Annotated in this window: 23 protein-coding genes; 16 read left to right on the top strand and 7 right to left on the bottom strand. The window is 62.7% G+C overall.

The genetic code is table 11. The features are described from left to right. From pcaQ to J3P77_RS09240, 7 genes are all read left to right on the top strand, one after another. Entirely contained in the window at positions 1-930 is a 930-nt protein-coding gene (gene pcaQ, locus J3P77_RS09210) for a pca operon transcription factor PcaQ (protein WP_434681247.1), read from the top strand. A 147-nt stretch (positions 931-1077) separates the two neighbouring features. After that, complete coding sequence (pcaH, locus tag J3P77_RS09215; RefSeq protein ID WP_434681248.1) at positions 1078-1797, top strand: protocatechuate 3,4-dioxygenase subunit beta; 720 nt, start codon at positions 1078-1080, stop codon at positions 1795-1797. A 12-nt stretch (positions 1798-1809) separates the two neighbouring features. Next, a complete protein-coding gene (gene pcaG, locus J3P77_RS09220; RefSeq protein ID WP_434681249.1) occupies positions 1810-2412 on the top strand; it encodes a protocatechuate 3,4-dioxygenase subunit alpha in 603 nt (200 codons plus the stop codon). A gap of 108 nt (positions 2413-2520) precedes the next feature. Further along, complete coding sequence (locus J3P77_RS09225) at positions 2521-3870, top strand: MFS transporter (RefSeq protein WP_434681250.1); 1350 nt, start codon at positions 2521-2523, stop codon at positions 3868-3870. A gap of 90 nt (positions 3871-3960) precedes the next feature. After that, a complete protein-coding gene (locus J3P77_RS09230) occupies positions 3961-5301 on the top strand; it encodes a 3-carboxy-cis,cis-muconate cycloisomerase (RefSeq protein WP_434681938.1) in 1341 nt (446 codons plus the stop codon). Further along, complete coding sequence (pcaC, locus tag J3P77_RS09235; RefSeq protein WP_434681251.1) at positions 5298-5696, top strand: 4-carboxymuconolactone decarboxylase; 399 nt, start codon at positions 5298-5300, stop codon at positions 5694-5696. The genes J3P77_RS09230 and pcaC overlap by 4 nt, the downstream gene beginning before the upstream one ends. 258 nt (positions 5697-5954) lie before the next feature. After that, positions 5955-6839 (top strand): DMT family transporter, encoded by an 885-nt coding sequence (locus J3P77_RS09240; protein ID WP_434681252.1) that lies wholly within the window; start codon positions 5955-5957, stop codon positions 6837-6839. 571 nt (positions 6840-7410) lie between these two features. Here the strand turns inward: J3P77_RS09240 and J3P77_RS09245 are convergent. Further along, complete coding sequence (locus J3P77_RS09245; protein ID WP_434681253.1) at positions 7411-8739, bottom strand: MFS transporter; 1329 nt, start codon at positions 8737-8739, stop codon at positions 7411-7413. A 573-nt stretch (positions 8740-9312) separates the two neighbouring features. Between J3P77_RS09245 and quiC the strand changes: the two genes are divergently transcribed. Beyond that, on the top strand, positions 9313-11220 hold the full coding sequence (gene quiC / locus J3P77_RS09250; RefSeq protein ID WP_434681254.1) for a 3-dehydroshikimate dehydratase QuiC: 1908 nt from the start codon (positions 9313-9315) through the stop codon (positions 11218-11220). A gap of 108 nt (positions 11221-11328) precedes the next feature. Further along, positions 11329-12000 (top strand): TetR family transcriptional regulator, encoded by a 672-nt coding sequence (locus J3P77_RS09255; RefSeq protein WP_434681255.1) that lies wholly within the window; start codon positions 11329-11331, stop codon positions 11998-12000. A gap of 15 nt (positions 12001-12015) precedes the next feature. Here the strand turns inward: J3P77_RS09255 and J3P77_RS09260 are convergent, their stop codons facing one another. Continuing rightward, entirely contained in the window at positions 12016-12870 is an 855-nt protein-coding gene (locus J3P77_RS09260) for a shikimate dehydrogenase (RefSeq protein ID WP_434681256.1), read from the bottom strand. Between the two features lie 180 nt (positions 12871-13050). Here J3P77_RS09260 and J3P77_RS09265 point away from each other — a divergent pair, with 180 nt between their 5' ends. Further along, on the top strand, positions 13051-13938 hold the full coding sequence (locus J3P77_RS09265; protein ID WP_434681257.1) for a pseudouridine synthase: 888 nt from the start codon (positions 13051-13053) through the stop codon (positions 13936-13938). A 69-nt stretch (positions 13939-14007) separates the two neighbouring features. On the opposite strand, the gene J3P77_RS09270 is transcribed toward J3P77_RS09265, so the two are convergent. After that, a complete protein-coding gene (locus tag J3P77_RS09270) occupies positions 14008-14232 on the bottom strand; it encodes a YgdI/YgdR family lipoprotein (RefSeq protein WP_434681258.1) in 225 nt (74 codons plus the stop codon). A 72-nt stretch (positions 14233-14304) separates the two neighbouring features. Further along, entirely contained in the window at positions 14305-14910 is a 606-nt protein-coding gene (gene mobA, locus J3P77_RS09275; protein ID WP_434681259.1) for a molybdenum cofactor guanylyltransferase MobA, read from the bottom strand. A gap of 75 nt (positions 14911-14985) precedes the next feature. Here mobA and moaB point away from each other — a divergent pair, with 75 nt between their 5' ends. The 5 genes from moaB (at position 14986) to J3P77_RS09300 (ending at position 21094) form a co-directional block, all read left to right on the top strand. Further along, positions 14986-15525, top strand: coding sequence for a molybdenum cofactor biosynthesis protein B (moaB, locus tag J3P77_RS09280; RefSeq protein WP_434681260.1), 540 nt, complete (start codon positions 14986-14988; stop codon positions 15523-15525). Between the two features lie 6 nt (positions 15526-15531). Beyond that, the gene (locus tag J3P77_RS09285; protein WP_434681261.1) at positions 15532-16728 is read left to right on the top strand and encodes a molybdopterin molybdotransferase MoeA; all 1197 of its coding nucleotides are present in this window, start codon (positions 15532-15534) and stop codon (positions 16726-16728) included. Between the two features lie 322 nt (positions 16729-17050). Next, positions 17051-18601: an MFS transporter gene (locus tag J3P77_RS09290; protein WP_434681262.1), complete on the top strand. Its 1551-nt coding sequence runs from the start codon at positions 17051-17053 to the stop codon at positions 18599-18601. A gap of 22 nt (positions 18602-18623) precedes the next feature. Further along, on the top strand, positions 18624-19676 hold the full coding sequence (locus tag J3P77_RS09295; protein ID WP_434681263.1) for an HlyD family secretion protein: 1053 nt from the start codon (positions 18624-18626) through the stop codon (positions 19674-19676). Then, positions 19673-21094: an efflux transporter outer membrane subunit gene (locus J3P77_RS09300; RefSeq protein WP_434681265.1), complete on the top strand. Its 1422-nt coding sequence runs from the start codon at positions 19673-19675 to the stop codon at positions 21092-21094. Before J3P77_RS09295 ends, J3P77_RS09300 begins: the two co-directional genes overlap by 4 nt. Positions 21095-21097: 3 nt before the next feature. Here the strand turns inward: J3P77_RS09300 and J3P77_RS09305 are convergent, their stop codons facing one another. After that, positions 21098-22906 carry a monovalent cation:proton antiporter-2 (CPA2) family protein gene (locus tag J3P77_RS09305; protein ID WP_434681267.1) on the bottom strand — a complete coding sequence of 603 codons (1809 nt, stop codon included), beginning with the start codon at positions 22904-22906 and terminating at the stop codon, positions 21098-21100. A 250-nt stretch (positions 22907-23156) separates the two neighbouring features. Here J3P77_RS09305 and J3P77_RS09310 point away from each other — a divergent pair, with 250 nt between their 5' ends. Continuing rightward, positions 23157-23345 carry a hypothetical protein gene (locus J3P77_RS09310; RefSeq protein WP_434681268.1) on the top strand — a complete coding sequence of 63 codons (189 nt, stop codon included), beginning with the start codon at positions 23157-23159 and terminating at the stop codon, positions 23343-23345. Positions 23346-23357: 12 nt separating this feature from the next. Here the strand turns inward: J3P77_RS09310 and J3P77_RS09315 are convergent, their stop codons facing one another. Together J3P77_RS09315 and J3P77_RS09320 are read right to left on the bottom strand one after the other, a co-directional pair. Continuing rightward, positions 23358-23747, bottom strand: a complete 390-nt coding sequence (locus tag J3P77_RS09315) for a Fe2+/Zn2+ uptake regulation protein (RefSeq protein WP_434681269.1) — start codon at positions 23745-23747, stop codon at positions 23358-23360. A gap of 215 nt (positions 23748-23962) precedes the next feature. After that, positions 23963-24982: a FecR family protein gene (locus tag J3P77_RS09320; protein WP_434681270.1), complete on the bottom strand. Its 1020-nt coding sequence runs from the start codon at positions 24980-24982 to the stop codon at positions 23963-23965. Positions 24983-25039 lie beyond the last annotated feature (57 nt).

Here is a 25039-nt window from a genome sequence, read left to right on the forward strand (position 1 = left end):
GTGAATATCGACACCCGAATCAAGTTTCGCCATCTGGTGTGCTTTCTCGAAGTGGCCCGCCAAGGGAGTCTGGCGCGGGCTTGTGATGCGTTGTCGATCAGTCAGCCCGCGTTGTCCAAGACCCTCAAGGAGCTGGAAAGTCTGCTGGAGACTTCGTTGTTCGTACGCAGCAAGAGCGGTGCGGCATTGACCGACGCCGGCGTGGCCTTCATGCGTTTTGCCGGGCCGAGCGTGCAGGCGCTGCGCGAAGGCGTGAACAGTCTGCGTTCCGGCGAGCATGAAACGCTGACCGCGCGCCTGGGCGTGCTATCCACGGTGGAGAGTCTGCTGGTACCGGAAGTGATCAAGCGTCTCCATGCCCGCAACCCGGCACTGGTCGTCAGCGTGATGACCGGGCCCAGCGCTTACCTGTTGTCGCAATTGCGCGTCGGCGAACTGGATCTGGTGGTCGGTCGCATGACCGACAGCCCGCAGATTCAGGGTCTGACCTTCGAGCATCTGTACAACGAATCCATGACCCTTGTGGTGCGCGCCGGCCACCCGCTGCTGACGATGCCGCGCCGACGCCAGAGCCTGGAGGATTTCCCGCTGGTCCTGCCACTGGCGGGCACCACAATTCGCAAGTTCGCGGACAGCCTGTTCGTGCAATACGGCATTCAACCACCGCGCCAGCGTCTGGAAACCCTGTCCTTGACGCTCAGCCGTCGCTACGTGCAGTGCAGCGACGCGATCTGGATTGCGCCGCTGGACGCGGTGGTCCTGGATATGCAGGCCGGCGCGCTTGCCGAACTGGACATGGGAATTCGCGAGCCGGGCGGGTCGGTGGGCATCTGCAGTAACCCGGCGGTTCCCTTGTCGCGCGCTGCCGAGTGGTGTGTGGACGAACTCCAGAGCGTAGCAGCGGACTATCGCGAGGGGCGCTATACATAACCATATGGTTATGGCTCCGGTGGAATTTTTCATTTTTCGCTTTGCCCCCGCCGCGCGACACTCCGCCGCAGGCCTGAGCGCAAGAGCACTCCTTGCGCGCTCCGTTCCCGTAACAACAAATCCCATAACAACAAAAGGGAGAACGCCATGTCTGTCGCGGACAACAGCCGCTTCGTCATTCGTGATCGCAACTGGCACCCCAAGGCGCTGACGCCTGACTACAAAACCTCGATCCTCCGCTCGCCGCGCCAGGCGCTGGTGAGCATTCCGCAATCGGTTTCCGAAACCACCGGCCCTGATTTCTCGCACCTGCAACTGAGCCGGCACGACAACGACCTGCTGCTCAATTTCGATCATGGCGGCCTGCCTATCGGCGAGCGCATCATCGTCGCGGGACGTGTCTGCGACCAGTACGGCAAGCCCGTCCCGCACACGTTGGTGGAAATCTGGCAAGCCAATGCCGGTGGACGTTATCGCCACAAGCGCGACAGCTACCTGGCACCCATCGACCCCAATTTCGGCGGGGTCGGGCGTACGCTGACTGACCGGGACGGCAACTACAGCTTCCGAACCGTCAAGCCGGGTCCTTATCCATGGCGCAACGGCCCCAATGACTGGCGTCCGGCGCATATCCACGTGTCAGTGAGCGGCCCGTCGATCGCCACGCGGCTGATCACCCAGCTGTATTTCGAAGGCGACCCGCTGATCCCGATGTGCCCGATCGTCAAGGCCATCACCAATCCGGATGCGGTGCAAAGCCTGATCGCGCGGCTGGACATGGGCATGGGCAATCCGATGGATTGCCTGGCGTACCGCTTCGACATCGTCCTGCGCGGCCAGCGTCAGACCCACTTCGAAAATTGCTGAGGAGGCTTCGACATGCCTGTTCAATTGCTGCAGGAAACGCCTTCGCAGACTGCGGGGCCTTACGTGCATATCGGCCTGGCGCTGGCAGTGGCCGGAAATCCGGTCCGCGAGCTGGAAATCTGGAACGACATGGCCAAGCCCGGCGCGCCTGGCGAGCACATTGTGCTGCTGGGCAACGTGTTCGATGGCAACGGCCACCTGATTCGCGATGCCTATCTGGAGTTCTGGCAGGCCGACCATCAGGGCGTTTACGACGGCACCTACGATCCGCTCAAGCCGTTCAATGGTTTCGGACGCACCGCAACCGGTGACGATGGCACCTGGATCATGCATACCGTCAAGCCCGGTTCCGTGTGCAACGCCGCTGGCGTGCCGATGGCGCCGCATATCAACGTTTCGCTGTTCGCCCGTGGTATCAATATCCACCTGCAAACCCGGTTGTATTTCGACGATCAGGCACAGGCCAATGCGGCTGATCCGGTGCTTAACCTGATTGAGCAACCGCCACGCCGTGAAACCCTGATCGCTCGTCAGTGCACGGTCGACGGGAAACCGGCTTATCGCTTTGATATCCGGGTCCAGGGCGAAGAAGAAACCGTATTTTTTGATTTCTGAGGCTGCGCTTTCTGAAGTTTGGAAGCTGATGCTGATCGAAAGTGACCTGTGTGTGCTTCACGGCGCCTGCATCGGCAGGCGACCCTATAAAAATAAAAGGTAACAACCATGACCCTATCCGCTCGCGGAACCGTCACCGGAACGCTCGACGTACAGACGTTCATCAACAGCCAACCGTTATCTTCATACCAGTGGCGGGTAGTCGCCCTGTGCTTTCTGATCGTCTTCCTCGACGGGCTCGATACGGCGGCCATGGGCTTCATCGCCCCGGCGCTCAGCCAGGATTGGGGCATCAACCGTGCAAGCCTGGGCCCGGTGATGAGCGCCGCGCTGATCGGCATGGTGTTCGGTGCTCTCGGATCCGGCCCGCTGGCCGACCGTTTCGGGCGCAAGGTGGTGCTGGTCGTCGCAGTGCTACTGTTCGGTGCGTTCAGTCTGGCCTCGGCCTACAGCACCACGCTTGACCAGCTGTTGGTGCTGCGTCTGCTGACCGGCCTGGGGCTCGGTGCCGCAATGCCCAACGCCACCACTCTGCTTTCGGAATACACGCCGGAGCGCATTCGTTCACTGCTGGTGACCAGCATGTTCTGCGGTTTCAACCTGGGCATGGCCTGCGGCGGCTTCGTTTCCGCCAAGATGATCCCCGCCTTCGGCTGGCAAAGCCTGTTGCTGCTGGGCGGAATATTGCCGTTGCTGCTGGCGCTGGTACTGATGGTCTGGCTGCCCGAATCGGCGCGTTTTCTGGTGGTACGCAATCGGGGCGCGGAGCGGATTCGCAAGGTGCTGGCGCCCATCTCGCCTGCGGACGTGGCGCTGGCCAAGGACTTCAGCGTGCCGGAGCAGAAAACCGTCAGCAGCCGCAACGTGTTCAAGGTGGTGTTTTCCGGAACGTACAGCGCCGGTACGCTGCTGCTGTGGCTGACCTATTTCATGGGCCTGGTGATCGTCTATCTGTTGACCAGCTGGCTGCCAACCCTGATGCGTGACAGCGGCGCGAGCATGGAGCAGTCGGCGTTCATCGGCGCGCTGTTCCAGTTCGGCGGGGTGCTTAGCGCAGTGGGCGTGGGCTGGGCCATGGACCGTTTCAATCCGCACAAGGTCATAGGCGTGGCGTATGCGCTGGCGGGCGTATTCGCCTGGCTGGTCGGCCAGAGCCTGGGCAATGTCGCGGTGCTGGCGACACTGGTACTGGTGGCGGGCATGTGCATCAACGGCGCCCAGTCGGCAATGCCTTCGCTGGCCGCGCGTTTCTACCCGACCCAAGGCCGGGCGACCGGTGTGTCGTGGATGCTGGGCATCGGCCGCTTCGGCGCGATCCTCGGGGCCTGGGCCGGCGCGACCCTTCTGGGGCTGGGCTGGAGCTTTGAACAAGTGTTGACGGCGCTGGTTGTACCAGCCGCGCTGGCGGCGCTGGCGATTCTGATCAAGGGCTGGGTCAGCCATTCCGACGCCACTTGATTCGACGCTACCCGATACCTTTTGCTGTGGAGCTGTGCTGTGAATCGACCGAGCAACCAACTTTTCGATGCGTATTTCACCCACGCGCCGATGCGTGAAGTGTTCTGCGACGAGGGACGCGTGCAGGGCATGCTCGACTTCGAAGCCGCGCTGGCGCGCGCCGAGGCGCGGGCGGGCCTGATCCCCGAGGCGCTGGTCGCCGATATCGAGGCCTGCTGCCATCCCGCGGGCTTCGACTTCGATGCTCTGGCGGTGGCCATCGGCAGCGCGGGCAACTCGGCGATTCCGTTGGTCAAGGCGCTGGGCAAACAGGTGGCCGCGCGCAACCCCGAAGCCGAGCGTTACCTGCACATGGGTGCCACCAGCCAGGACGTGATGGACACCGGACTGGTCTTGCAGCTTCGCGCAGCTATTGAATTGCTTGAGCGTGATCTCGCGCGTCTGGGTCAAGAGCTGGCTACCCAGGCGTCACGCCATGCGCAGACACCCCTTGCCGGGCGGACCTGGCTGCAACAGGCAACGCCCGTCACGCTGGGCATGAAAATTGCCGGTTGGCTCGGTGCCCTGACCCGGCATCGGCAGAGACTCGCCGAACTCAAGCCGCGCTTGCTGAGCCTGCAATTCGGTGGCGCCTCCGGCTCGCTGGCGGCGCTGGGCGACAAGGCATTCGTTGTGGCACAGGCGCTGGCCGATGAGCTGAACCTGCGTTTACCCGAACAGCCGTGGCATACGCAGCGCGATCGACTGGTCGAGTTCGCCAGTCTGCTGGGCATGATCGCCGGCAGCCTCGGCAAACTGGGTCGCGACGTCAGCCTGCTGATGCAGACCGAAGTGGGCGAAGTGTTCGAGCCGGCGGCACCGGGCAAGGGCGGCTCATCGACCATGCCGCACAAACGCAACCCGGTAGGCGCGGCCGTGATGATCAGTGCCGCTACGCGCGCGCCGGGGCTGGTGTCGACCATGCTGGCGGCAATGCCTCAGGAACACGAGCGCAGCCTGGGCCTGTGGCATGCCGAATGGGAAACGCTGCCGGAACTCTGCTGCCTGGTGTCCGGCGCATTGCAGCAGGCATTAGTGGTGGTGCCGGGCCTGGAGGTCGACGCCGGGCGCATGCTGGATAACCTGGAATCGACAAAAGGCCTGGTGCTGGCCGAGGCCGTCAGCATCGCCCTGGCGCAGCGTATCGGCCGTGACGCCGCTCATGCACTGGTCGAACAAAGCTGTCTCCGCGCGGTGGAGCAGGGCGCGCACTTGCGTGAGGTGCTTGGGCGGAACCCGCAGGTCAGCGAGCAGCTCTCGCCACGGGAGCTGGACGAACTGCTCGATCCGGCCCGCTACCTGGGCCAGGCGCAGCGCTGGGTCGAACGTGCGGTCGACGAATATTCAACCTTCAACAACCTCATGGACAGCCAGTCAGGACACAACCAATGACCGAAGATGAACGCTACCAGGCCGGCATGCAGGTTCGCCGCGCGGTGCTGGGCGACACCCATGTCGATAACAGCCTCAAGAAATTGACCCCGTTCAATGGGGAATTCCAGGAAATGATCACCCGTCATGCCTGGGGTGATATCTGGACCCGTCCCGGTCTGCCACGCCATACCCGCAGCCTGATCACCATCGCCATGCTGATCGGCATGAACCGCGAAGGTGAACTGCGCCTGCACCTCAAGGCCGCTCGCAACAATGGCGTGACGCGCGAGGAGATCAAGGAAGTGCTGATGCAGAGCGCCATCTACTGCGGAATTCCGGCCGCCAATGCCACGTTCCATCTGGCCGAAGAAGTCTGGGACCAGCTCGGCGCGGAGTCGCTGGAGCAGCCCTGATCAGGCGTATTCGAGCGTGTTTCAGAGCATGCCGTCCCAGCCTGGCTGGCGACGGCTTTTTGCTTTTTGCGCGGCGTCGAGAATCGAAAACGACCCTTGCATGCCCGTGCGGCTCGGCGATGTTGCGCAGCGTCGGGAAGTTGCGTAGGTTCAGACCTGCCGCCGCATCGTCGCCCGAGGCGGCGCGGCGCGCCTTCAGCATCCGGAGCGTCGGCCTCGTTACAGAAACCTCTTTATCGCAAAATCCAAGGAAGCCTGATGAGCACAGCCAGTACCCCGTTGTCCGGCGTCAACCAACCGCTCAAGGGTATCTGCTTCATTCTGCTGGCAACCTTTCTGTTCGCCAGCCATGACACCCTGTCCAAGTACCTCTCTGGTTTCTATCCGATCATGTTGGTGGTCTGGGCGCGCTATCTGGTGCATACCTTACTGATGGCCTGCATCTTCATGCCGTCGGCGGGACTGCGTGTGCTGCGCACCAAGAAGCCTGGCATGCAGGCCTTGCGTGCACTCGCGTTGTTGGGCACCAGCCTGTTATTCACCAGCAGCCTGATGTTCATTCCTCAGGCAGAGGCCACGGCGGTCAACTTTCTTGCGCCATTGCTGGTGACCGCGCTGTCGGTGCCGCTGCTGCATGAGCGAGTGACGCGCGGGCAATGGGCGGCGGTGATTGTCGGGTTTTCCGGGGTGATGATCATTATCCATCCGGGCGGTGAGCTATTCACCCCGGCGATCCTGCTTCCGCTGTCGTCGGCGCTTTGTTTTGCCATCTATCAGCTGCTGACCCGTCTGGTCAGCCCTCACGACAGCCCGACCACCAGCAATTTCTTCGCCGGGCTGTTCAATACGTTGTTGATGAGTGCGCTGGTTCCGTTTGTCTGGGAGGTTCCGGCGTGGCGGCATCTGCCGTTTCTGCTGGCCCTGGGTGCCTGCGGCATGGCCGCGCATTTGCTGCTGACCCAAGCCTTCAGATTCGCCGCGCCGGCGATGCTGGCGCCGTTCAGTTATTGCCAGATCGTGTTTGCCGGGCTTCTGGGGTTTCTGGTCTTCGGCCACGTCCCGTCACCGACGGCCCAGGCGGGCATCGCTATTATTTGTCTGAGTGGGCTTGCGGCAGCGTGGCAGCAGCGGCGTAACGGTTAGGCGGTTCTGATCCCAAGGGGCATAGGAGTTGGCCTGCTGATGACCTACCCAGACGGACCCCGCTTTTGATTCTGCCCAACGGGCGTGGAGTCAGCTTGCTGAAGCACTGCCGCTACGCGCCAGATCGCAGGCAAGCCAGCTCCTACAAAGCATAAAAGTTGGCCTGCTGATGATCCGCCCTGGCCGAGCCTGCTTCTGATTCTGCCCAACGGGCGTGGGAGTCAGCTTGTTGACGATCTGCCGGGAACCGGCAGCTACCGGCGCACGCGAGCTAGCTGAAGCACTGCCGCTACGCGCCAGATCGCAGGCAAGCCAGCTCCTACAGAGCATAAAACTGGCTTGCTGATGATCTACCCGGCTCGACCCCGCTTTTGATTCTGCCCAAAGGGCGTGGGAGTCAGCTTGCTGACGATCTGCCGGAACCGGCAGCAAACCGGAGCACGCGGGCTAGCTGAAGCACTGCCGCTACGCGACAGATCGCGTACACGCGGAGTGCCGTCCGGTCCGCTCCTATAGATAGCTGAGCTGCGCAGAATGCGATGCCGTGGAGGCGACCCGCGTCGCCTCTGCATCACTCCTTAACCGCAGGCACTTCCCGGGGAGCCATGAAGTACATCCAGATCAGCGCAATGAAGTACATCGCTGGAATCATGGTGAACAGCACGTTGTAATTGTTATTGGTGGCAGTGAGTACCGCGCCCACCAGCTGCGTCATGAACATGCCGCCGATAGCCGCGCACATGCCGCCGAAGCCGAACACGGTGCTCATCATGTGCTTGGGTGTGTAGTCCATCACCAGACTCCAGATGTTGGCCGTCCAGGCCTGGTGCGCGCCGACTGCCAGCGAAATCGCCAGAACCGCCACCCACAGGCCACTGGCATTGGCGGCGAATACCACGCTGCAGATGGTCAGCGCGAATATCAGCATCGAGATCAGTCGCGAGGTGCTGGGACGCATGCCGCGCCCGATCAACCAGGAAGACAATACGCCGCCCCCGATGCTGCCGAAGTCAGCGGTCAGCCAGATCAGGATCAGCGGGATACCCATTTGCGTCACGCTGATGCCCAGGTTGTATTGCTGATTGAGAAACGGCGGCAGCCAGTACAGATAGAACCAGAACACCGGCGCGGTCAGCGAGTAGGCAATGGCAAACGCCCAGGTGCCGCGCATTTTGAGGATCCGGGAAAAGGGCACCTTGACCGGTTCAGGTTCGACGCCCTGATTGATGTAGGCAAGTTCGCTCTGGCTGACAGTCGGATGATCTTCAGGGTTGTAGTACTTCAGGCGCCACAGGATGACCCAGAGCAGGCCGAGCGTGCCCATCGCGACGAACGCTGCCTGCCAGCCCCAGACGGTGAGAATCAGTGGAAGCAAAGCCGGGGTCACCATGGCGCCGACGTTGGTGCCGGCATTGAAAATGCCGGTCGCCACCGCTCGTTCGCCGGCCGGGAACCACAGGCGTGTGGTCTTCACGCACGCCGGGTAGTTGGCTGCCTCGGTCAGGCCCAGAATGAAGCGGCAGACCATGAAGCCCGCGGCCGAAGTCGCCAGGCCGTGCGCGCCGGTCGCCACGCTCCAGAGCAGTACCGCGAGGAAAAACGCGCGCTTGACGCCGACCCGGTCGATGAACCGGCCTTGCAGCACGAACCCGACCGCATAGCCGACCTGGAACCAGAAGTTGATGTTGGCGTAGTCCATCGCCGTCCAGCTCATTTCCTTGGCCAGGACGGGTTGCATGACGCCGAGCGCGGCGCGGTCGATGTAGTTAAGGGTAGTGGCGAAGAACACCAGGGCGAGCATCCCCCAGCGCGTTTTGCCGACGGCAAGCGCGCCTCGGATCTTGGAGCTCATGCTGGCATGAGCGGCCTGGGCGAGCGGAGTGCTGTGTGTGTTGAGCATGATGTTCCATCCGTTCCGGGACTGCGCCGCACGCGCAGTCGGACTGTGAAAGTCCACTCGACGGGCCGTTGAAGTGAGGTCCGCGCCAATTCAGCGTAGGGCTGGCCGACGGGTCGGCGTTTACCTGACGCAGAAAAAGGCGGACAAGTTACACGTTACGGGCATCGAGTGCGCTTGATTGGTTCACGTCGCGGCAATATCGGGCGCTGCAACGGCAGCACGGCGGGATACGGCCGGAACGCTCGGAAAGGAATGGGATAGCGGAGCAAGGCAAGTACACATGAGCAATTTTCCTGTTCTTGAAATTGTTATGAATCGCTGATTCGGAGAACGACAAAGCTTCCTGGCTTGTCGGAACGTCCTGCAATGTGTGCCTGATGGTGGGCGCGGATCGAAACAGCGTCAATTGACCGAAGAGGCTTTTGTTCGATAATCGAACGTAAAACTAACTGGTTGGTACACTTTGTATTGCGGTCGTATTGGCTCAGGCAAATACTCTTCATGGGCCCTGTAAACAGGGCGCGGTCCAGACAATCGCGACCCGGGAGGTCGTGCTTACCAAGGAGCTCGAACATGCTGCGTTCCATCGCCACCGTCTCGCTGAGCGGTACCCTGCCGGAAAAACTCGAAGCCATCGCGGCCGCCGGTTTCGACGGGGTGGAAATATTCGAGAACGACCTGCTGTACTACGATGGCAGCCCACGCAATGTGCGACAGACTTGCGCCGACCTGGGCATCGCCATCACTCTGTTTCAGCCGTTTCGCGACTTCGAGGGCGGGCGACGAGACCGGCTGCAGCGCAATCTGGACCGCGCCGAACGAAAATTCGATCTGATGCAGGAACTGGGCACCGACCTGGTGCTGGTCTGCAGCAATGCTTCGGCCGACTCGGTCGGTGATGAAAACATCCTGCTCGACGACCTGCATCTGCTGGCCGAGCGCGCCGGTGCCCGCCAGTTGCGGGTAGGTTACGAGGCGTTGGCCTGGGGCCGGCACGTCAATACCTGGCAGCAGGTCTGGAATCTGGTGCGTCAGGTCGATCACCCGGCGCTGGGTGTGCTGCTCGACAGTTTCCACACGCTGTCGCTCAAAGGCGACCCGTCGGGCATCGCGCAGATTCCCGGCGACAAGATCTTCTTTGTGCAAATGGCCGACGCGCCGATCCTGGCAATGGACGTGCTTGAGTGGAGCCGTCATTTCCGCTGTTTCCCCGGCCAGGGCGAATTCGACCTGGCGGGTTTTCTGGCACCGATTCTGCGCAGCGGCTACACCGGGCCGCTGTCGCTGGAAATCTTCAACGATGGCTTCCGCGCCGCGCCTACCCGCGCCAATGCCGCCGACGGTCTGCGGTCTCTGCTGTATCTGGAGGAGAAAACCCGCCAGTTGCTGGCCAGGGAAGCGGAACCGGTCGCATCGGATATCCTCTTCAACCCGCCACCGGCAAGTCAGTACAACGGCGTCGAGTTTCTTGAGTTTGCGGTCGATGAAGACCACGGCGCGCGGCTGTCCACCTGGCTTGAGCACCTGGGCTTCGCGCGGCTCGGTCAGCACCGCTCCAAGGCGGTCAGCCTGTTGGGGCAGGGCGATGTGCGGATTGTATTGAACGCCGAACCCTATTCGTTCGCCCACAGCTTCTTCGAGGCTCACGGGCCGTCGCTGTGCGCCACTGCTCTGCGAGTCGATGACGGCCACCGCGCGCTGGAGCGCGCGCGTGCGTTCAAGGGCCAGCCCTATCGCGGCCTGGTCGGGCCGAACGAGCGCGAGATACCTGCCGTGCGTGCCCCGGATGGCAGCCTGATCTATCTGGTGGAAGGCGCGGAGCCCGGCCAGTCGATCTACGACAGCGATTTCATCATCAATCCGCAGCCACCAGCGTCCGGCGGCCTGCAGCGAATCGACCACATGGCCATGGCGCTTCCGGCCGACAGCCTGGACAGCTGGGTGCTGTTCTACAAGACCATCCTCGATTTCGAGGCCGACGACGAAGTGGTGCTGCCCGATCCTTACGGGCTGGTGAAGAGTCGTGCCTTGCGCAGCCCGTGCAGCAGCATTCGTCTGCCGCTGAATATCTCCGAGAACCGCAACACCGCCATTTCCCATGCGCTGTCGACCTATCGCGGCTCGGGCGTGCATCACATCGCGTTTGCCTGCGACGACATCTTTGCCGAGGTGCGCCGCGCCAAGGACGTCGGTGTGCCCGTGCTCGACATCCCGCTCAACTATTACGACGACCTCGCGGCCCGCTTCGATTTTGACGATGAATTCCTCAGCGAGCTGGCGTACTACAACGTGCTGTACGATCGTGACGCTCAGGGTGGTGAGCTGTTCCACGTCTATACCGATGCGTTCGACGGACGATTCTTTTTCGAGATCCTGCAGCGCAAGAACGGCTACTCGGGTTATGGCGCGGCCAATGTGCCGGTGCGTCTGGCGGCCATGGCCAAGGCTCGCAGTGGCGCCGCGCGCCAGGCACGACTGTAACCCGGAACGGGGACACGAGCGTGGCGCGGGGCATCGGCTGCCTCGCGGCTTCCCTCGGCGTCGGGTGGGCCGCATAATCCGCGCTTCAACCGTGGTCGTGAGCACATAATGAAAACAACTGCCGACACCCTCGCCGTCGAGCCGGTCGGGGTCCTGCCCAAGGGTCGCAAGAACAATCCGGAAAAGACTCGCGAAGACATCCTTCAGGCGGCCATCGCCGAGTTCGTCGCCTACGGGCTGTCGGGCGCGCGGGTCGATGCCATTGCCGAACGCACCCGCACCTCCAAGCGCATGATCTATTACTACTTCGGCAGCAAGGAGCAGCTGTACGTCGAGGTGCTGGAAAAGCTCTATGGCGACATTCGCAGCACCGAGAGCCAGCTGAATCTATCGGAACTGGCGCCGGTCGAGGCGATTCATCGGGTGGTGGAATTCACTTTCGACCACCATGACCGCAACGTGGATTTCGTGCGCATCGTGTGCATCGAGAATATCCACAATGGCGAGAACGTCAAACAGTCGCAAACCATTCAGGCCAAGAGCCAGAACATCATCCGGGCGCTGGACGATATCCTGCGCCGTGGCGAGGCCGACGGTGTGTTCCGCGAGGGCGTGCCGGCCATCGACCTGCACCTTATGATCAGCTCGTTCTGTTTTTACCGCATCTCGAACCGCCACACCTTCAGCGAGATCTTCCAGATCGAGCTATGGAGCGAGGAGGTCAAACAGCGCCACAAGGCGATGATCTGCGATGCGGTGCTGCGTTACCTCCAGCGCTGAACGGCCGCGGCCGGACTACAAGCTGTGGAAGTGCGCCATCATCCGTTCGGCGTCAGCCGCGCGGCCACTGAACAGCTCGAACGCCTTGACTGCCTGGAACACCGCCATGGTCGAGCCGTCGAGGGTCCGGCAGCCCAGCGCCCGGGCGTGCTTGAGCAGCTCGGTTTCCAGCGGGAAATAGATGATTTCCGCGACCCATAGTGTCGGGCGCAACAACTCGACCGGCAGCGGCGTGCCCGGCAGTTTCGCCATGCCCACCGGCGTGGTGTTGACCAGCCCGTCGGCCTCGGCCATGGCGGCTGGCAGATCCGTTCCCGCCTGGGCGCGACCCGCGCCGAAATGTGCGTTGAGGTTATCTACCAGGCCCTGGGCACGCGCCGCGTCCACTTCGAACACGGTCAGCCGCTCGACACCGGCACTGAGCAACGCGTGGGCGACCGCCGCGCCCGCACCGCCGGCGCCCATCTGCACCACGTGCTGTCGGGCTGCACCGGCGAGACCGCGCTGAAAACCTTCGGCGAACCCAAGGCAGTCGGTGTTGTGACCGATGCGTTTGCCGTCCTTGAACACCACCGTGTTGACCGCGCCGATGCCGCGCGCCTCGTCGGACAGTTCATCGAGCAGCGGAATGACCGCCTGTTTGCAGGGGAAAGTAATGTTCAGCCCGGTAAAACCACTGGTGCGCGCACCTTCGAGCAGAGCGGGCAGGGCGCTGATGTCCATGTCCAGCGCATCCAGGTCGATCAATCGATAGAGATAACGAAGCCCTTGAGCGTCGCCTTCGTGCTCGTGCAAGGCCGGGGTGCGTGAAGCCTGGATGCCAGAGCCGATCAGGCCAGCGAGGATGGAAGATTTTGCGATCTGGGTCATGACGGTGCGTCTCTTGTTCTTGTGTCATTGCCGTTAGGACGACGTTTTGGCGAAATGTACCAGATGGTTAATCATGCTGCCGAGGGATTTGCAGCCGGGTTCGGGAATCTGTGCGGTGATCGCCCGCATGGAGGATAATGCCGCGCCTGCCCATTACGACCATCTTGCCCGAGCCCCTGCATGTCCGAATCATTCAACGCCGCCGCCCACCAGGCCAGCACCTTGTATCTGCCGCCAGGCGCGTGGACCACGGTACTTGACTGCCTGTGCGCGAAATTCCCGGCCATCGACCGCGAGCAATGGCTGGACCGCATTGCCCGCGGTCGCGTGCTCGACGGCGACGGCCAGCCGATCAGTGCGGATCTGGCATTTCGCGAAGGGCTGAAGATCCATTACTTTCGCGAGGTGCCAAACGAAGCGCCGATTCCCGTGGTTGAAACGATCCTCTACGCCGACGAGCATCTGGTGGTGGCCGACAAGCCGCACTTCCTGCCCGTGACACCCGCAGGCGAGTATGTTGAGCAGACCTTGCTGCGACGTCTGATTCAGCGGCTGGACAATCCTGATCTGGTGCCTCTGCACCGCATCGACCGCCATACCGCCGGGCTGGTGCTGTTCTCGGCAAACCGACAGACCCGCTCGGCGTATCAGGCGCTGTTCCCCACTCGGCGCATCGAAAAACGCTACCAGGCCATAGCGGCCGCCTTGCCGCACCTTGAATTCCCTCGGATGCATGAAAGCCGGATGGTCGACGGCGAGCCGTTTTTCCGCATGCAGGAAGGGCCGGGCGCTAGCAATACCCAAACGCGCATCGAGGTCCTTGAGCGCAACGGCGAGTTGTGGCGTTACGGGCTGTATCCGGTGACCGGCAAGAAGCATCAGTTGCGCGTGCATATGGCGGCGCTGGGAGCGCCGATTTGCAACGATCCGTTCTACCCCGACGTCATCAAGGACGCGGTCGACGATTACGACCGGCCTCTGAAACTGCTGGCTCAAGGGCTGGATTTCATTGACCCGGTCACGGGCGAGCCGCGCCGCTTCGAGAGCCGGTTGCGCCTCGACTGGTGACTGGTGAATTGCGGACATTAAAAAACCCGCACAAGGCGGGTTTTTCAGCTCAGCGAGCTCGTCTCCGGATTACAAATCCTTGACGGTACGAACCTGGTCCTTGTTGATCCGGGTCTGTTTGCCGTCCAGTTGCTCGAACTCGTAGAAACCGGAGTCTTCATCGTACTGGGGCGTATCGACCGCCTGGATTTCACGGCCATCATTGAGGGTGATCACAGTGGGCGAGGAGCAGCCGGCGAGAGTGGCGATGCCCAGTGCAAGCAGAAAGGCAGCGGGAAGGGTCCGTTGTTTCATTACTGTGTCTCCAGATGGATTCTTGATTACTGACCTTCAGACGTATACACCCCCCGCAAGTTCAATGACCAGTTACAGCCGTCGGTTATTACTGATCTGGGTCAACAGCGCCGGGGTATTCAGGTTGGCGAGGCGAGGGTCGTCGGCGCCTAGTTGCAAGGCGACCGGATGCAGTGCCTGCATGGCCCGGCGCGGGCTGCGTTCGCCGGTCTGCCAAGCGGCTTCCAGCGCATCGGCATGGGCCGTCGGAATGATGCAGATCAGTGGCTGCCAATGCTCGCCTTCGCGCACCATCACCGGCTGATCCGGATGCCCGGCGGCCTTTTTTCGCAGCGCCTCAAGCAGCGGCGTATCGATCAGCGGCACGTCGCAGGGCAGCACCAGCAGGTAGTCGTGACGGGCTTTTAGCAGCGCGGCGCGGATGCCGGCCAGCGGTCCGGGGAAGTCACTGTCAAGGTCCTGAACCAGTTGATCGGCGTAAGGCGCGTATTGCTCCAGATTGCGGTTGCACGACACGATCAGGTCGTCGGTCAACGGCCGGGTCAGTCGATGCAGATGCTGGATCAGCGGCTCGCCCTGCCATTCCACCAGCCCCTTGTCGCGTCCGCCCATGCGTTGCCCCTGGCCACCGGCCAGCAACAGGATCGAACAAGGGGGCAAGGCACCACTGGCATTCATCGCAGACTCATCAGGCAGCATAAAGGAGGGCTGTGATATAACACCGGCCTGTTTCCTTAACAACCGGATGAGGCCATGAACGCCAAGGCTGACACACCTTTCGTACCCCTGAATATTGCCGTGCTGACTGTCAGCGATACCCGTACCCGGGAAACCGACACTTCCGGCCAGATGTTTGTCGATCGTCTGACCGCTGCCGGTCATGGGCTGATCGAGCGCGTGCTGCTCAAGGACGACCTGTACAAGATTCGCGCTCAAGTAGCGACCTGGATCGCCGACGAGCAGGTTCAAGTCGTGTTGATTACCGGCGGCACCGGTTTTACCGGTCGCGACAGCACCCCCGAAGCGGTAGCCTGCCTGCTGGACAAGCAGGTAGACGGCTTCGGCGAACTGTTCCGGCAGATTTCCGTGCCTGATATCGGCACCTCGACCATTCAGTCCCGCGCGCTGGCCGGCCTTTCCAATGGCACGCTGGTCTGCTGCCTGCCGGGCTCGACCAATGCGGTGCGTACCGCATGGGATGGCATTCTTTCGCAGCAGCTGGATGCGCGCTTTCGTCCGTGCAACTTCGTGCCGCATCTCAAGCAGGCCGAGCCCTGCGCCACTCGCGGGTAAGCACTGATGAGTCTGATGCCTGTCGAGCAGGCGCTGGCCCGCCTGCTGGAAATGGCTGAAGCCGCGCCCATCACCGACCATGAGTGCGTACCGCTGGCTCAGGCTCAGGGCCGGGTGCTGGCCACGGACCTGATCGCCAGCCTCGACCTTCCGCCCTGGCCCAACAGCGCCATGGATGGCTACGCCTTGCGCCTGGCAGACTGGAACGGCGAGCCGCTGCCGGTCAGCCAACGCATCTTCGCCGGCCAGGCGCCGGAGGCTCTGGCGGCAGGCACTTGCGCGCGCATCTTCACCGGCGCGCCGCTGCCCGCCGGAGCCGACTGCGTCGAGATGCAGGAGAATGCCGAGGTGCTGGACGACCAGCGCGTACGCTTCAGCCAGCCTTTGAAGATCGGGCAGAACATTCGCCCGCGCGGCCAGGAAACCCTGACCGGTGACAAGGTGCTGGCCGCCGGTACGCGTCTGGGCCCGATCGAGCTGGGGTTGGCCGCGTCGCTGGGGTTGGCGGAACTGGAAGTGGTACGTCGCGTGCGGGTTGCGGTGCTGTCCACAGGTGATGAGCTGATCGAACCGGGTCAGCCTCTCGGCCCCGGACAGATCTATAACAGCAACCGGGTGCTGTTGTGCAGCTGGCTCAAGCGCCTGGAGTGCGACGTGATCGACGCCGGCATCCTGCCCGACGAGCTGCAGCTGACCCGCGCTGCGCTGGCCGGGCTGAACGAGGTCGACCTCATTCTCTCTACGGGCGGGGTGTCCGTGGGCGAAGCGGATTTCCTCGGTCACGCACTGCGCGAGGATGGCGAGCTGGCGCTGTGGAAGCTGGCGATCAAGCCCGGCAAACCGCTGACTTTCGGGCATTATCGCGGCGTGCCGGTCATAGGTCTGCCGGGCAACCCGGCGTCGACGCTGGTGACCTTCGCCTTGCTCGCCCGACCGTACCTGCTGAGGCGCCAGGGCGTTGCCGACGTCACGCCAATGCAGTTTCCGGTGCCCGCCGGACTGGTCTGGCACAAACCGGGCAGCCGCCGCGAGTACCTGCGTGGACGTCTGGAAAACGGTCGCGCGGTCGCTTACAGCAACCAGAGTTCCGGCGTGCTGCGCAGCGCGGCCTGGGCCGACGGACTGATCGAGATCCGCGAAGGCACCACCGTGGCTGAAGGTGATCCGGTCAACTTCATCCCGTTGAGCGAGGTATTAGGCTAGTTAGCCGAAAGTGGTTGAAACCGGGGCACTGCAATACCTGAGATCCGAGGTGAGCGTCATCGGCCCCCGCAGATTCTGGTGGTGGCCGGTGCCCGCTTGGCAAGTCTGTGAAAAATCGGCTGGACATGCATAAACGCTGGCGGGGACAGCCCGTACGCCTGCTTGCGTCCGTACAGCTGCGACCAGAGGCATGCGTCACGGACAGGATTAAGCAGTCATTCGTGCGTCTGACGCACTTATACGCTGTGTAAATGTAAATTTTCTTCATGTGCGCGAGTACCTAGAATGCCGGCCATCGATATGACCGGATAGCGTTGCGCCCATGACATCCCTTGCCTCGACTGGCCTTGCAGCCAACGCCACTCAGCCTGCCGCGCCGGCTCCGGCCGTTTTTGGCCTGCGCACCGTGCTCGGCCTGGTGGGTGTGTTGCTGGCCGTGCTGGTGGCGGGAATCAACGAGGGCGTCACGCGGATCGCGATGGCCGATATCCGCGGAGCCATGTTCATCGGTTCGGACGAAGCGACCTGGCTGATCGCCGGCTACTCGGCAACGTCTGTTGCAGCCATGGCGTTCGCCCCGTGGTTTGCGGTGACGCTGTCGCTGCGTCGCTTCACCTTGAGCGCCATCGCCGTCTTTGTCGTGCTGGCGCTGCTGTGCCCGCTGGCGCCCAACTACCCCAGCCTGTTGGTGCTGCGGATTCTTCAGGGGCTGGCGGCCGGTTGTCTGCCGCCGATGCTGATGACCGTCGCGCTGCGTTTCCTGCCGCCGAACATCAAACTCTACGGTCTGGCGGGCTATGCCCTGACCGCGACGTTCGGCCCCAGTCTGGGTACGCCTCTGGCAGCCCTCTGGACTGAATACTTCAATTGGCACTGGACCTTCTGGCAAGTCATCGCCCCTTGCACGGTGGCAATGATCGCAGTGGCGCATGGCATCCCTCAGGACCCGCCGCGTCTGGAGCGCTTCAAGCAGTTCAACTGGCGAGGCGTACTGCTCGGCGGGCCGGCAATTGCGTCGCTGGTGATCGGCATCCTGCAAGGCAATCGCCTCGACTGGTTCGAGTCGACGCTGATCTGCTGGTTGCTGGGTGGCGGGCTGGTACTGCTGGTCGCGTTCATGATCAATGAGTGGTTCACGCCGGTGCCGTTTTTCAAGCTGTCGATGCTGGGCAGCCGCAACCTGTCCCACGCTTTGCTCACGCTCGCTGGCGTGCTGGTCATCCTGACCGCCGTAGCGTCCATTCCATCTTCATATCTGGCGCAGGTGCATGGATATCGACCATTGCAGACCGCGCCGCTGATGCTGATCGTGGCCTTGCCGCAGTTGCTCGCACTGCCGCTGGTGGCGGCGCTGTGCAATGTTCGCTGGATCGATTGTCGCTGGGTGCTGGCCGCAGGGCTGGGCCTGCTGGCGCTGTACTGCGGGCTCGCGACCCAGATGACATCGGAGTGGATACGCGACAACTTCTACAGCCTGCAACTGTTGCAGATCATCGCTCAGCCGATGGCCGTTCTGCCGTTGCTGATGCAGGCTACCGGCGGCATCGCGCCGCCCGACGGGCCGTTCGCATCGGCCTGGTTCAACACGGTGCGCGGTCTGGCAGCGGTCGTTGCCACCGGCGTGCTCGAAGCACTGACTACGACGCGACAGCATTTTCATTCCAATACGCTGGTGGATCGCCTGGGCAATTCACCGGCGTTGGCCAGCGAAGATTCGGTGACTTCGCTGGCGCATCGCCTGCACGAGCAGGTGGTGGTGCTGACCAGCGCCGATCTCTATTACTGCATGGGCTGGCTTGCCGTTGCCCTGATGCTGCTGATCCCTCTGATGCCGACGCGGGTCTTTCCGCCTCGCGCGCTTCCCGCGCACTGAATTGATTGAATCGAGAACTTTCATGAGCATGACCTCCAGACAGACCCTGGCCCTGTGCGGCGCAGCCATCCTGCTCGCCGGACTGGGCATCTTTACCCTGACCGGCGACGGTGCGCGGCAGACCACCAACGACGCTTTCATCGCGGCCGATTACTCGGTCGTGGCCCCCAAGGTCTCGGGCTTCATTAGTCAGGTGCTGGTAGAAGACAACCAGCCGGTCACGGCCGGTCAGTTGCTGGCGCAGATCGATGATCGCGACCTGCAGACCGCGCTGGCGTCGGCTGAGGCGGGGGTGGCCACCGCCAGTGCCCGGCTGGAGCAGGCGCGCGCCGTGCTGCAACGTCAGGCTTCGGTGATCGCCCAGGCTCAGGCCGCGCTGATCGCCAGCAACGCAGCGGTGAAGTTCGCCGAGCAGGAACGAACCCGCTACGAGCATCTGGCCGGTGCCGGTGCGGGGACCGTGCAGAACGCGCAGCAGGCGCGCAATCGAATCGACACTGCCAACGCTCAGCACGCCAGTGCCACGGCGCTGCTGGCCGCCGAACGCAAGCAGGTCGAGATTCTGGTCGCTCAGCAGCACAGCGCCGAAGCTGACCTGCAACGTGCCGAAGCGGCGCGGGATCAGGCCCGCCTGCAGCTGTCCTATACCCGCATCGTGGCGCCGATCGATGGCACGGTCGGCGAGCGGGCGGTGCGTGTCGGCAATTACGTCAACCCCGGCAGCAAGCTATTGTCGGTGGTGCCGCTGGAGCGGGCCTATGTGCTTGGCAACTTCCAGGAAACCCAGCTGACCCGTGTCAGCGTCGGTCAGGCGGTGCAAGTGCGGGTCGATACCTACCCCGACCAGATTCTCAAAGCTCACGTTGAAAGTATCGCGCCGGCCACTGGCGTGACCTTCGCCGCGATTCGTCCGGACAACGCCACGGGCAATTTCACCAAGGTGGTTCAACGAATTCCGGTGAAGATCGTGCTGGATCCCGGTCAGCCGCTGGCCAGCCGCCTGCGCGTGGGCATGTCGGTGGAGGCGAGTATCGACACGGAGTCGCCCGTCGATAACCAGGTGAGCGCGCTATGACACGCAATTGGGGTAAAACAGCTCTGGCTCTGGCGGTGCTCGCTGCGCTGACAGGCTGCCAGGTGGGTCGCGATTTCCAGCGCCCACAGACCAGCGATATCCAGTGGCTGCCGGTGCAGGGCGAACAGGCGGCCAGCCGCGTCGCCGCCACGCCCATCAATGAGCGCTGGTGGGAGGTGTTTCAGGACGCCCGGCTTTCGTCCCTCATCGATCGTGCGGCCGCGGCCAATCTGGACGTGCGGATCGCCGCGGCTCGCCTGGAGCAGAGCCGCGCTGCGCGCAATGTGGTGGCGGGCGAGGAGACGCCAAGCGTTTCAGGCAACCTGGGCTATCAGCGCAAGCGCAACAGTGCCGAGGGGTTGAATGATCCGTCGGGCAACGCTGGCCGTGCGCCTTTCAATCAGTGGGATGGTGGCCTCGGCGCCAGTTGGGAGCTGGATCTGTGGGGCCGGGTAGGGCGCGAGGTCGAAGCGGCCGATGCCAATGTAGAGGTCGCGGAGAACGACCGACGCGCCGCGCTCTTGTCTCTGCAGGCCGAGGTAGCCGGCGATTATTTGCAGCTGCGCGGCCTGCAACACACGCTGGCGGTGACCCGGCAGAACCTGGACCTGGCGCGCAACAGCCTGGAGCTGTCGCGGGTGCGACTGGGCAACGGTGTGGCCACGGACCTGGACGTCGCCGAGGCGGCGGCGGAGGTCGCGGCCCTGGAATCGCGACTGCCCATTCTCGAACAGCGTCAGGCGCAGTTGATCAACGCGTTGGGCCTGCTATTGGCGCAGACTCCACGCGCCCTGCAAAGCGAACTCCAGCAACCCGTTGCAATGATCGAAGTGCCGACCACGGTTCCGGTGGGCCTGCCGTCGGAGTTGGCGCAACGGCGGCCCGATATTCGCCGTGCCGAGGCAAGGTTGCATGCGGCGACGGCGAGCATCGGCGTCGCCGAAGGGGACTTTTACCCGCGGATCATGCTGTCCGGCAATGTGGGTTTCCAGGCGCTGCAGTTGTCGGACTTCGGCAGCTGGGGATCGCGCCAGTTCGGCATCGGTCCGCAACTCAGCGTGCCGATTTTCGAGGGCGGGCGGCTGCGTGGCATGTTGCATTTGCGTGAGGCGCAGGAGCAGGAAGCGGCACTGGCGTATCAGCAAACCGTACTGCGCGCCTGGCAGGAAATCGACGACAGCATGAGCCTGTACAACGCCAGCCAGTTGCAACAGCGCAAACTCGAAGAAGCCGTGCAACATAACCGCGTCGCGTTGCAGGCGGCCAAGCGTCAGTACGCTGAAGGCGTGGCGGATTTCGTCAACGTGCTCACGGTGCAGCGCGCACTGCTCGCGACCGAAGAGCAATGGGTGCAGAGCTCCACCACCCAGGCCCAGGCGCTGGTCGGCCTGTATCGCTCGCTGGGCGGTGGCTGGTAGGTCTCAGACTTTGCCGGCTTCCTCGTCCAGGCGGTCGGCCTCGAACAGCTGCGCCAGTTCGCCCCTGGCTTCGCGGGCGGTCTGCAGCACCTTGGCCTCATCGTCATAGACTTCATGCTGGGCCATCAGCACCTGCTCATCGTGACGCTTGAAGCGGGCAATCCGGGCGTCCGCCTGAGCCTGACTCAAGCCCAGACCCAACAAGGTCTGACGGCTCATTTCCAGACTTGAATAGAACGTTTCGCGAATAGCGTGGGCGCCGACGTCCATCAGGCGGTGCACGTGCTGGCGGTTGCGCGCCCGGGCAATGATCTTCATGTCCGGATACAGCTTGCGCACCAGTTCGGCGGTCTTGATATTGGTGTCCGGGTCGTCGGTGGCAATGATGAAAAACTCGGCTTCATGGACCTTGGCGGCGCGCAGGATCTCGGGCCGCAGCGGGTCGCCATAGAACACCGGCACGTTGCCAAAGCTGCGCGAAAACTCGATGGACTCCACGGCGGTGTCCAGTGCGATGAAAGGGATCTTCTGCGCGCGCAGGATTCGCGCAACAATCTGACCCATACGGCCCATTCCGGCGATCACGACGCGTGGCTCGTCGGTGTGGATTTCGCGGTATTCGTCCGGCACCTCGGTGGTTTTCGGCCTGGGCGCCAGCCAGCGCGCGAGGGCTATGAACAGCAGCGGAGTCAGAGCCATCGACAAGGTGATGGTCAGGATCAGCATGTCGTACAGCGCCGGCTCGAACAGACCCTGATCGCTGCCGATCTTGAACACTACGAAAGCGAATTCCCCGCCGGCCGCCAATACCAGACCCAGACGCAGCGCGCTCTGCCTGGCGAGGCCGCCGGCGAGGCGCCCGATGAAGAACAGCAGCGGCAGCTTGATGCCGATCAGCAGCAACGTCAGCCCCAGCACAATGAAGGGTGAACTGAACAGCAGGCCGATATTGGCGCCCATGCCGACACTGATGAAAAAAAGCCCCAGCAGCAGGCCCTTGAACGGCTCGATTTGCGCTTCCAGTTCGTGGCGGTATTCCGAGTCGGCGAGCAGCAGGCCGGCGAGGAACGCGCCCAGCGCCATCGACACGCCCACCAGCTCCATCAGCCACGCGGTGCCGATGACGACGAGCAGGGCAGTGGCGGTCGACACTTCCTGAATGCCGGTCTTGGCGACGATGCGAAATACCGGACGCAGCAGGTAACGGCCACCGATGACGACGATGGCGATGCTGCCGAGCACCCGCAAACCGTGAGTCAGGGTGTCCTGTGAATCCGTGCTCTGGTCGGAGCCGGCCAGGAAAGGCACAAGCGCAATCAGCGGGATGGCGGCGATGTCCTGAAACAGCAGAATCGCAAACGCCAGCCGTCCATGAGGGCTGTTGAGTTCCTTGCGCTCGGCGAGGCTTTGCAGGCCGAAAGCAGTGGACGACAGCGCCAGGCCCAGACCGAGCAGCACAGCGGTGTTCAATGCCTGGCCGAAGGCAAGCAGCGCAACAGCGCCAATAACCAGGCCCGTCAGCAGAACCTGGGCCATGCCCACGCCGAATACCGATTTGCGCATCACCCAGAGGCGCTTGGGCGAGAGCTCAAGACCGATGATGAACAAAAGCAATACCACCCCGAGTTCCGAGATGTGCGCGACGCTCTCCGTATCTCCTATCAAACCCAGCACCGAGGGGCCGATGATGACGCCTGCGATCAGGTAACCGATCACAGCGCCCAGTTGCAGCCGTTTGGCCACCGGAACGGTAAGAACGGCTGCGCAAAGAAACACGACTGCGGCCTGCAGCAGGCTGCCTTCATGGGGCATGTTTTAACTCCTTGGTCGATCAGGTAGGGCGGGAAACGTTTTGCAACAGGCGCGCATTAAACCACGTGAAATCCACACGACAACTTTCCATCGGCAATGACGGCCATCAGTGAAGTTGATAGTTGAGGCGGGAAACCGCTGCGACGGCGGTCGGGGCAGATCGCCGATGCCTGGAGCGTTGCTTCGGCGTAAGATAGGCGCGCATTTGCGTAAGGCCAATGCGGATCATGAAGACATCAGGAAACCGGTTATGACCAACAAGCAACGTTTGATTTACTCCGTACTGATCGCCGTGGGCGTTCTGGCCATCATGCTGGGCCTGTCGCACCTGCAGACCAGTGGCGTCATCACCGAGAAGACGTTTCAGTACATCGCCATTGGCGTCGCCGTGCTGGTGGTCGTGCTCAACGGCGTCCTGCGTCGCAAGGTCAAGCGCTGACCGGGATCGCGGCTAGCGACCAGAGGCGTTTTGCGCGTCGCTCAACCACTCGGCGGCGCGCGCATTGAAGCTGTAGGTTTTGTCCGGGTCGAGATTGATCACGCCTTCGTCGCAGAGCCGTTTGAGGACTTCGCGCACGCTGAGAAACGACAGCGGCACGTCGAGCCGCAGCAGATGACTGTGAACCCCGCGCACGCCCAGCGCCTTGCCCTCCAGGCTGGCGACCAGCAAAGCGTCCAGCACCTTGAGCCGCACAAGGCTGCTTCGCAGGCCGAAGCTTTTCAGCAGCAACCGGATGTGCTCGTTGCCGGGACGTTCAGCGGATGACGTCGGCGCTTGCGCCTGGGCGATGGCCGTCTGCCGCAGCAGGGTGCGGGTCGTTACGCCTTGTCGGTTGAACATGCGCAAACTCCTTTTCAGGCATTAAACGAAAAACTCAGTAACTAAGACGAACGAGTCGCCCGGATCCTCAATTTTTCGTTGAAATTAATCTGCAACGCACGGCGGCCGGACGAATGCCGGCGGCCTGGGCGTCGGCAGAATTCGGCCTCGGAGACTGTTCGGGTGTCGGGTTTGACTGCGGTGGCAGCGGCTTTCAATGCCAGGAAGCCGGCGGGTCAGCCTTTCGGCGTATTCGCCGGACGTCTGGTCAGGACCGGGTTGCCTTGTTGGTTGTGCGCCACGGTGACGGGCAAAACCTTGGGCAGACTGCGCAGCAGCCCCGAGAGATCGCGGGTGTTGTAGCTACCGCCAAGACGCAGAGCGCCGGTGGCCTGATCACCCAGCAGGATCGGCTGCGGCAGGTAGCGATTGATCATCGGCAGCGCATCGCTCAACGGCAAGTCGTTGAAAATCAACTTGCCGGTGCGCCACGCCAGGCTCGTATCACCTGCTTTGGTCGCGCTAACCTGCGGTTGTCTGTCACCCGTCCGGTAACTGGCCTGCATGCCCGGCGTAAGTGCCATATCGCTGGAGGGCTGCGCTCGATCACTGCGTACCTGGACCGAACCTTCGACAAGATTCACCCGCACCTGGTCCTGATAGAGCCACAGGTTGAAGCGCGTGCCGGTGACCCGGACGCTGCCTTTGCCGGCGTCGACGATGAATGGATGCGCAGCGTCGTGGCTCACTTCAAAGAAAGCCTCACCCTTGGTGAGCGTCACGCTGCGCCGATCCTTGAAGTTGAGATAGGTCAGCTGCGTACCGATATTCAGCTCCACGCGGCTGCCATCCGACATCGTCACCAGACGTGTGGAATCCAAGGCCTCGTAACTCTCGTAGGCGTCAGGTACCCAGCCCTGGTTCCAGCCAACGAAGCCCGCAACCGGCAATGCCAGCGCGATGACCGCCGCCGCTGCCGTCAGCGGGTGCCACGCCCGGCGGTTGCCACGTGACGCAGGCGGCGAAAGCGGTTGAAGATTTGGCGCGGGATTGATCGCCGGCACGTGCGCGGTCAAACCCCAGACGTCACAGATGGCCTGGTATTCGCTTGCATGTCGTGGGTCGGCGGCGTGCCACTTGGCGAAGCGTCGGCGCTCGGCATCCGTGCAATCGTCCGCGTGCAGGCGCATGCACCACTGCGCCGCTTCGTCGGTGATTGCATCGTATTGTGCTTCGCTGAGCAAAGGTTCGCTCATGGGCGCTCCAGGCTTGACTGTTGGCGCATTCTACCCCTTGATCTCCACTGGCGAGAA

It is taken from the genome of Pseudomonas sp. R1-18 (assembly GCF_051132095.1).
GTDB lineage: Bacteria > Pseudomonadota > Gammaproteobacteria > Pseudomonadales > Pseudomonadaceae > Aquipseudomonas.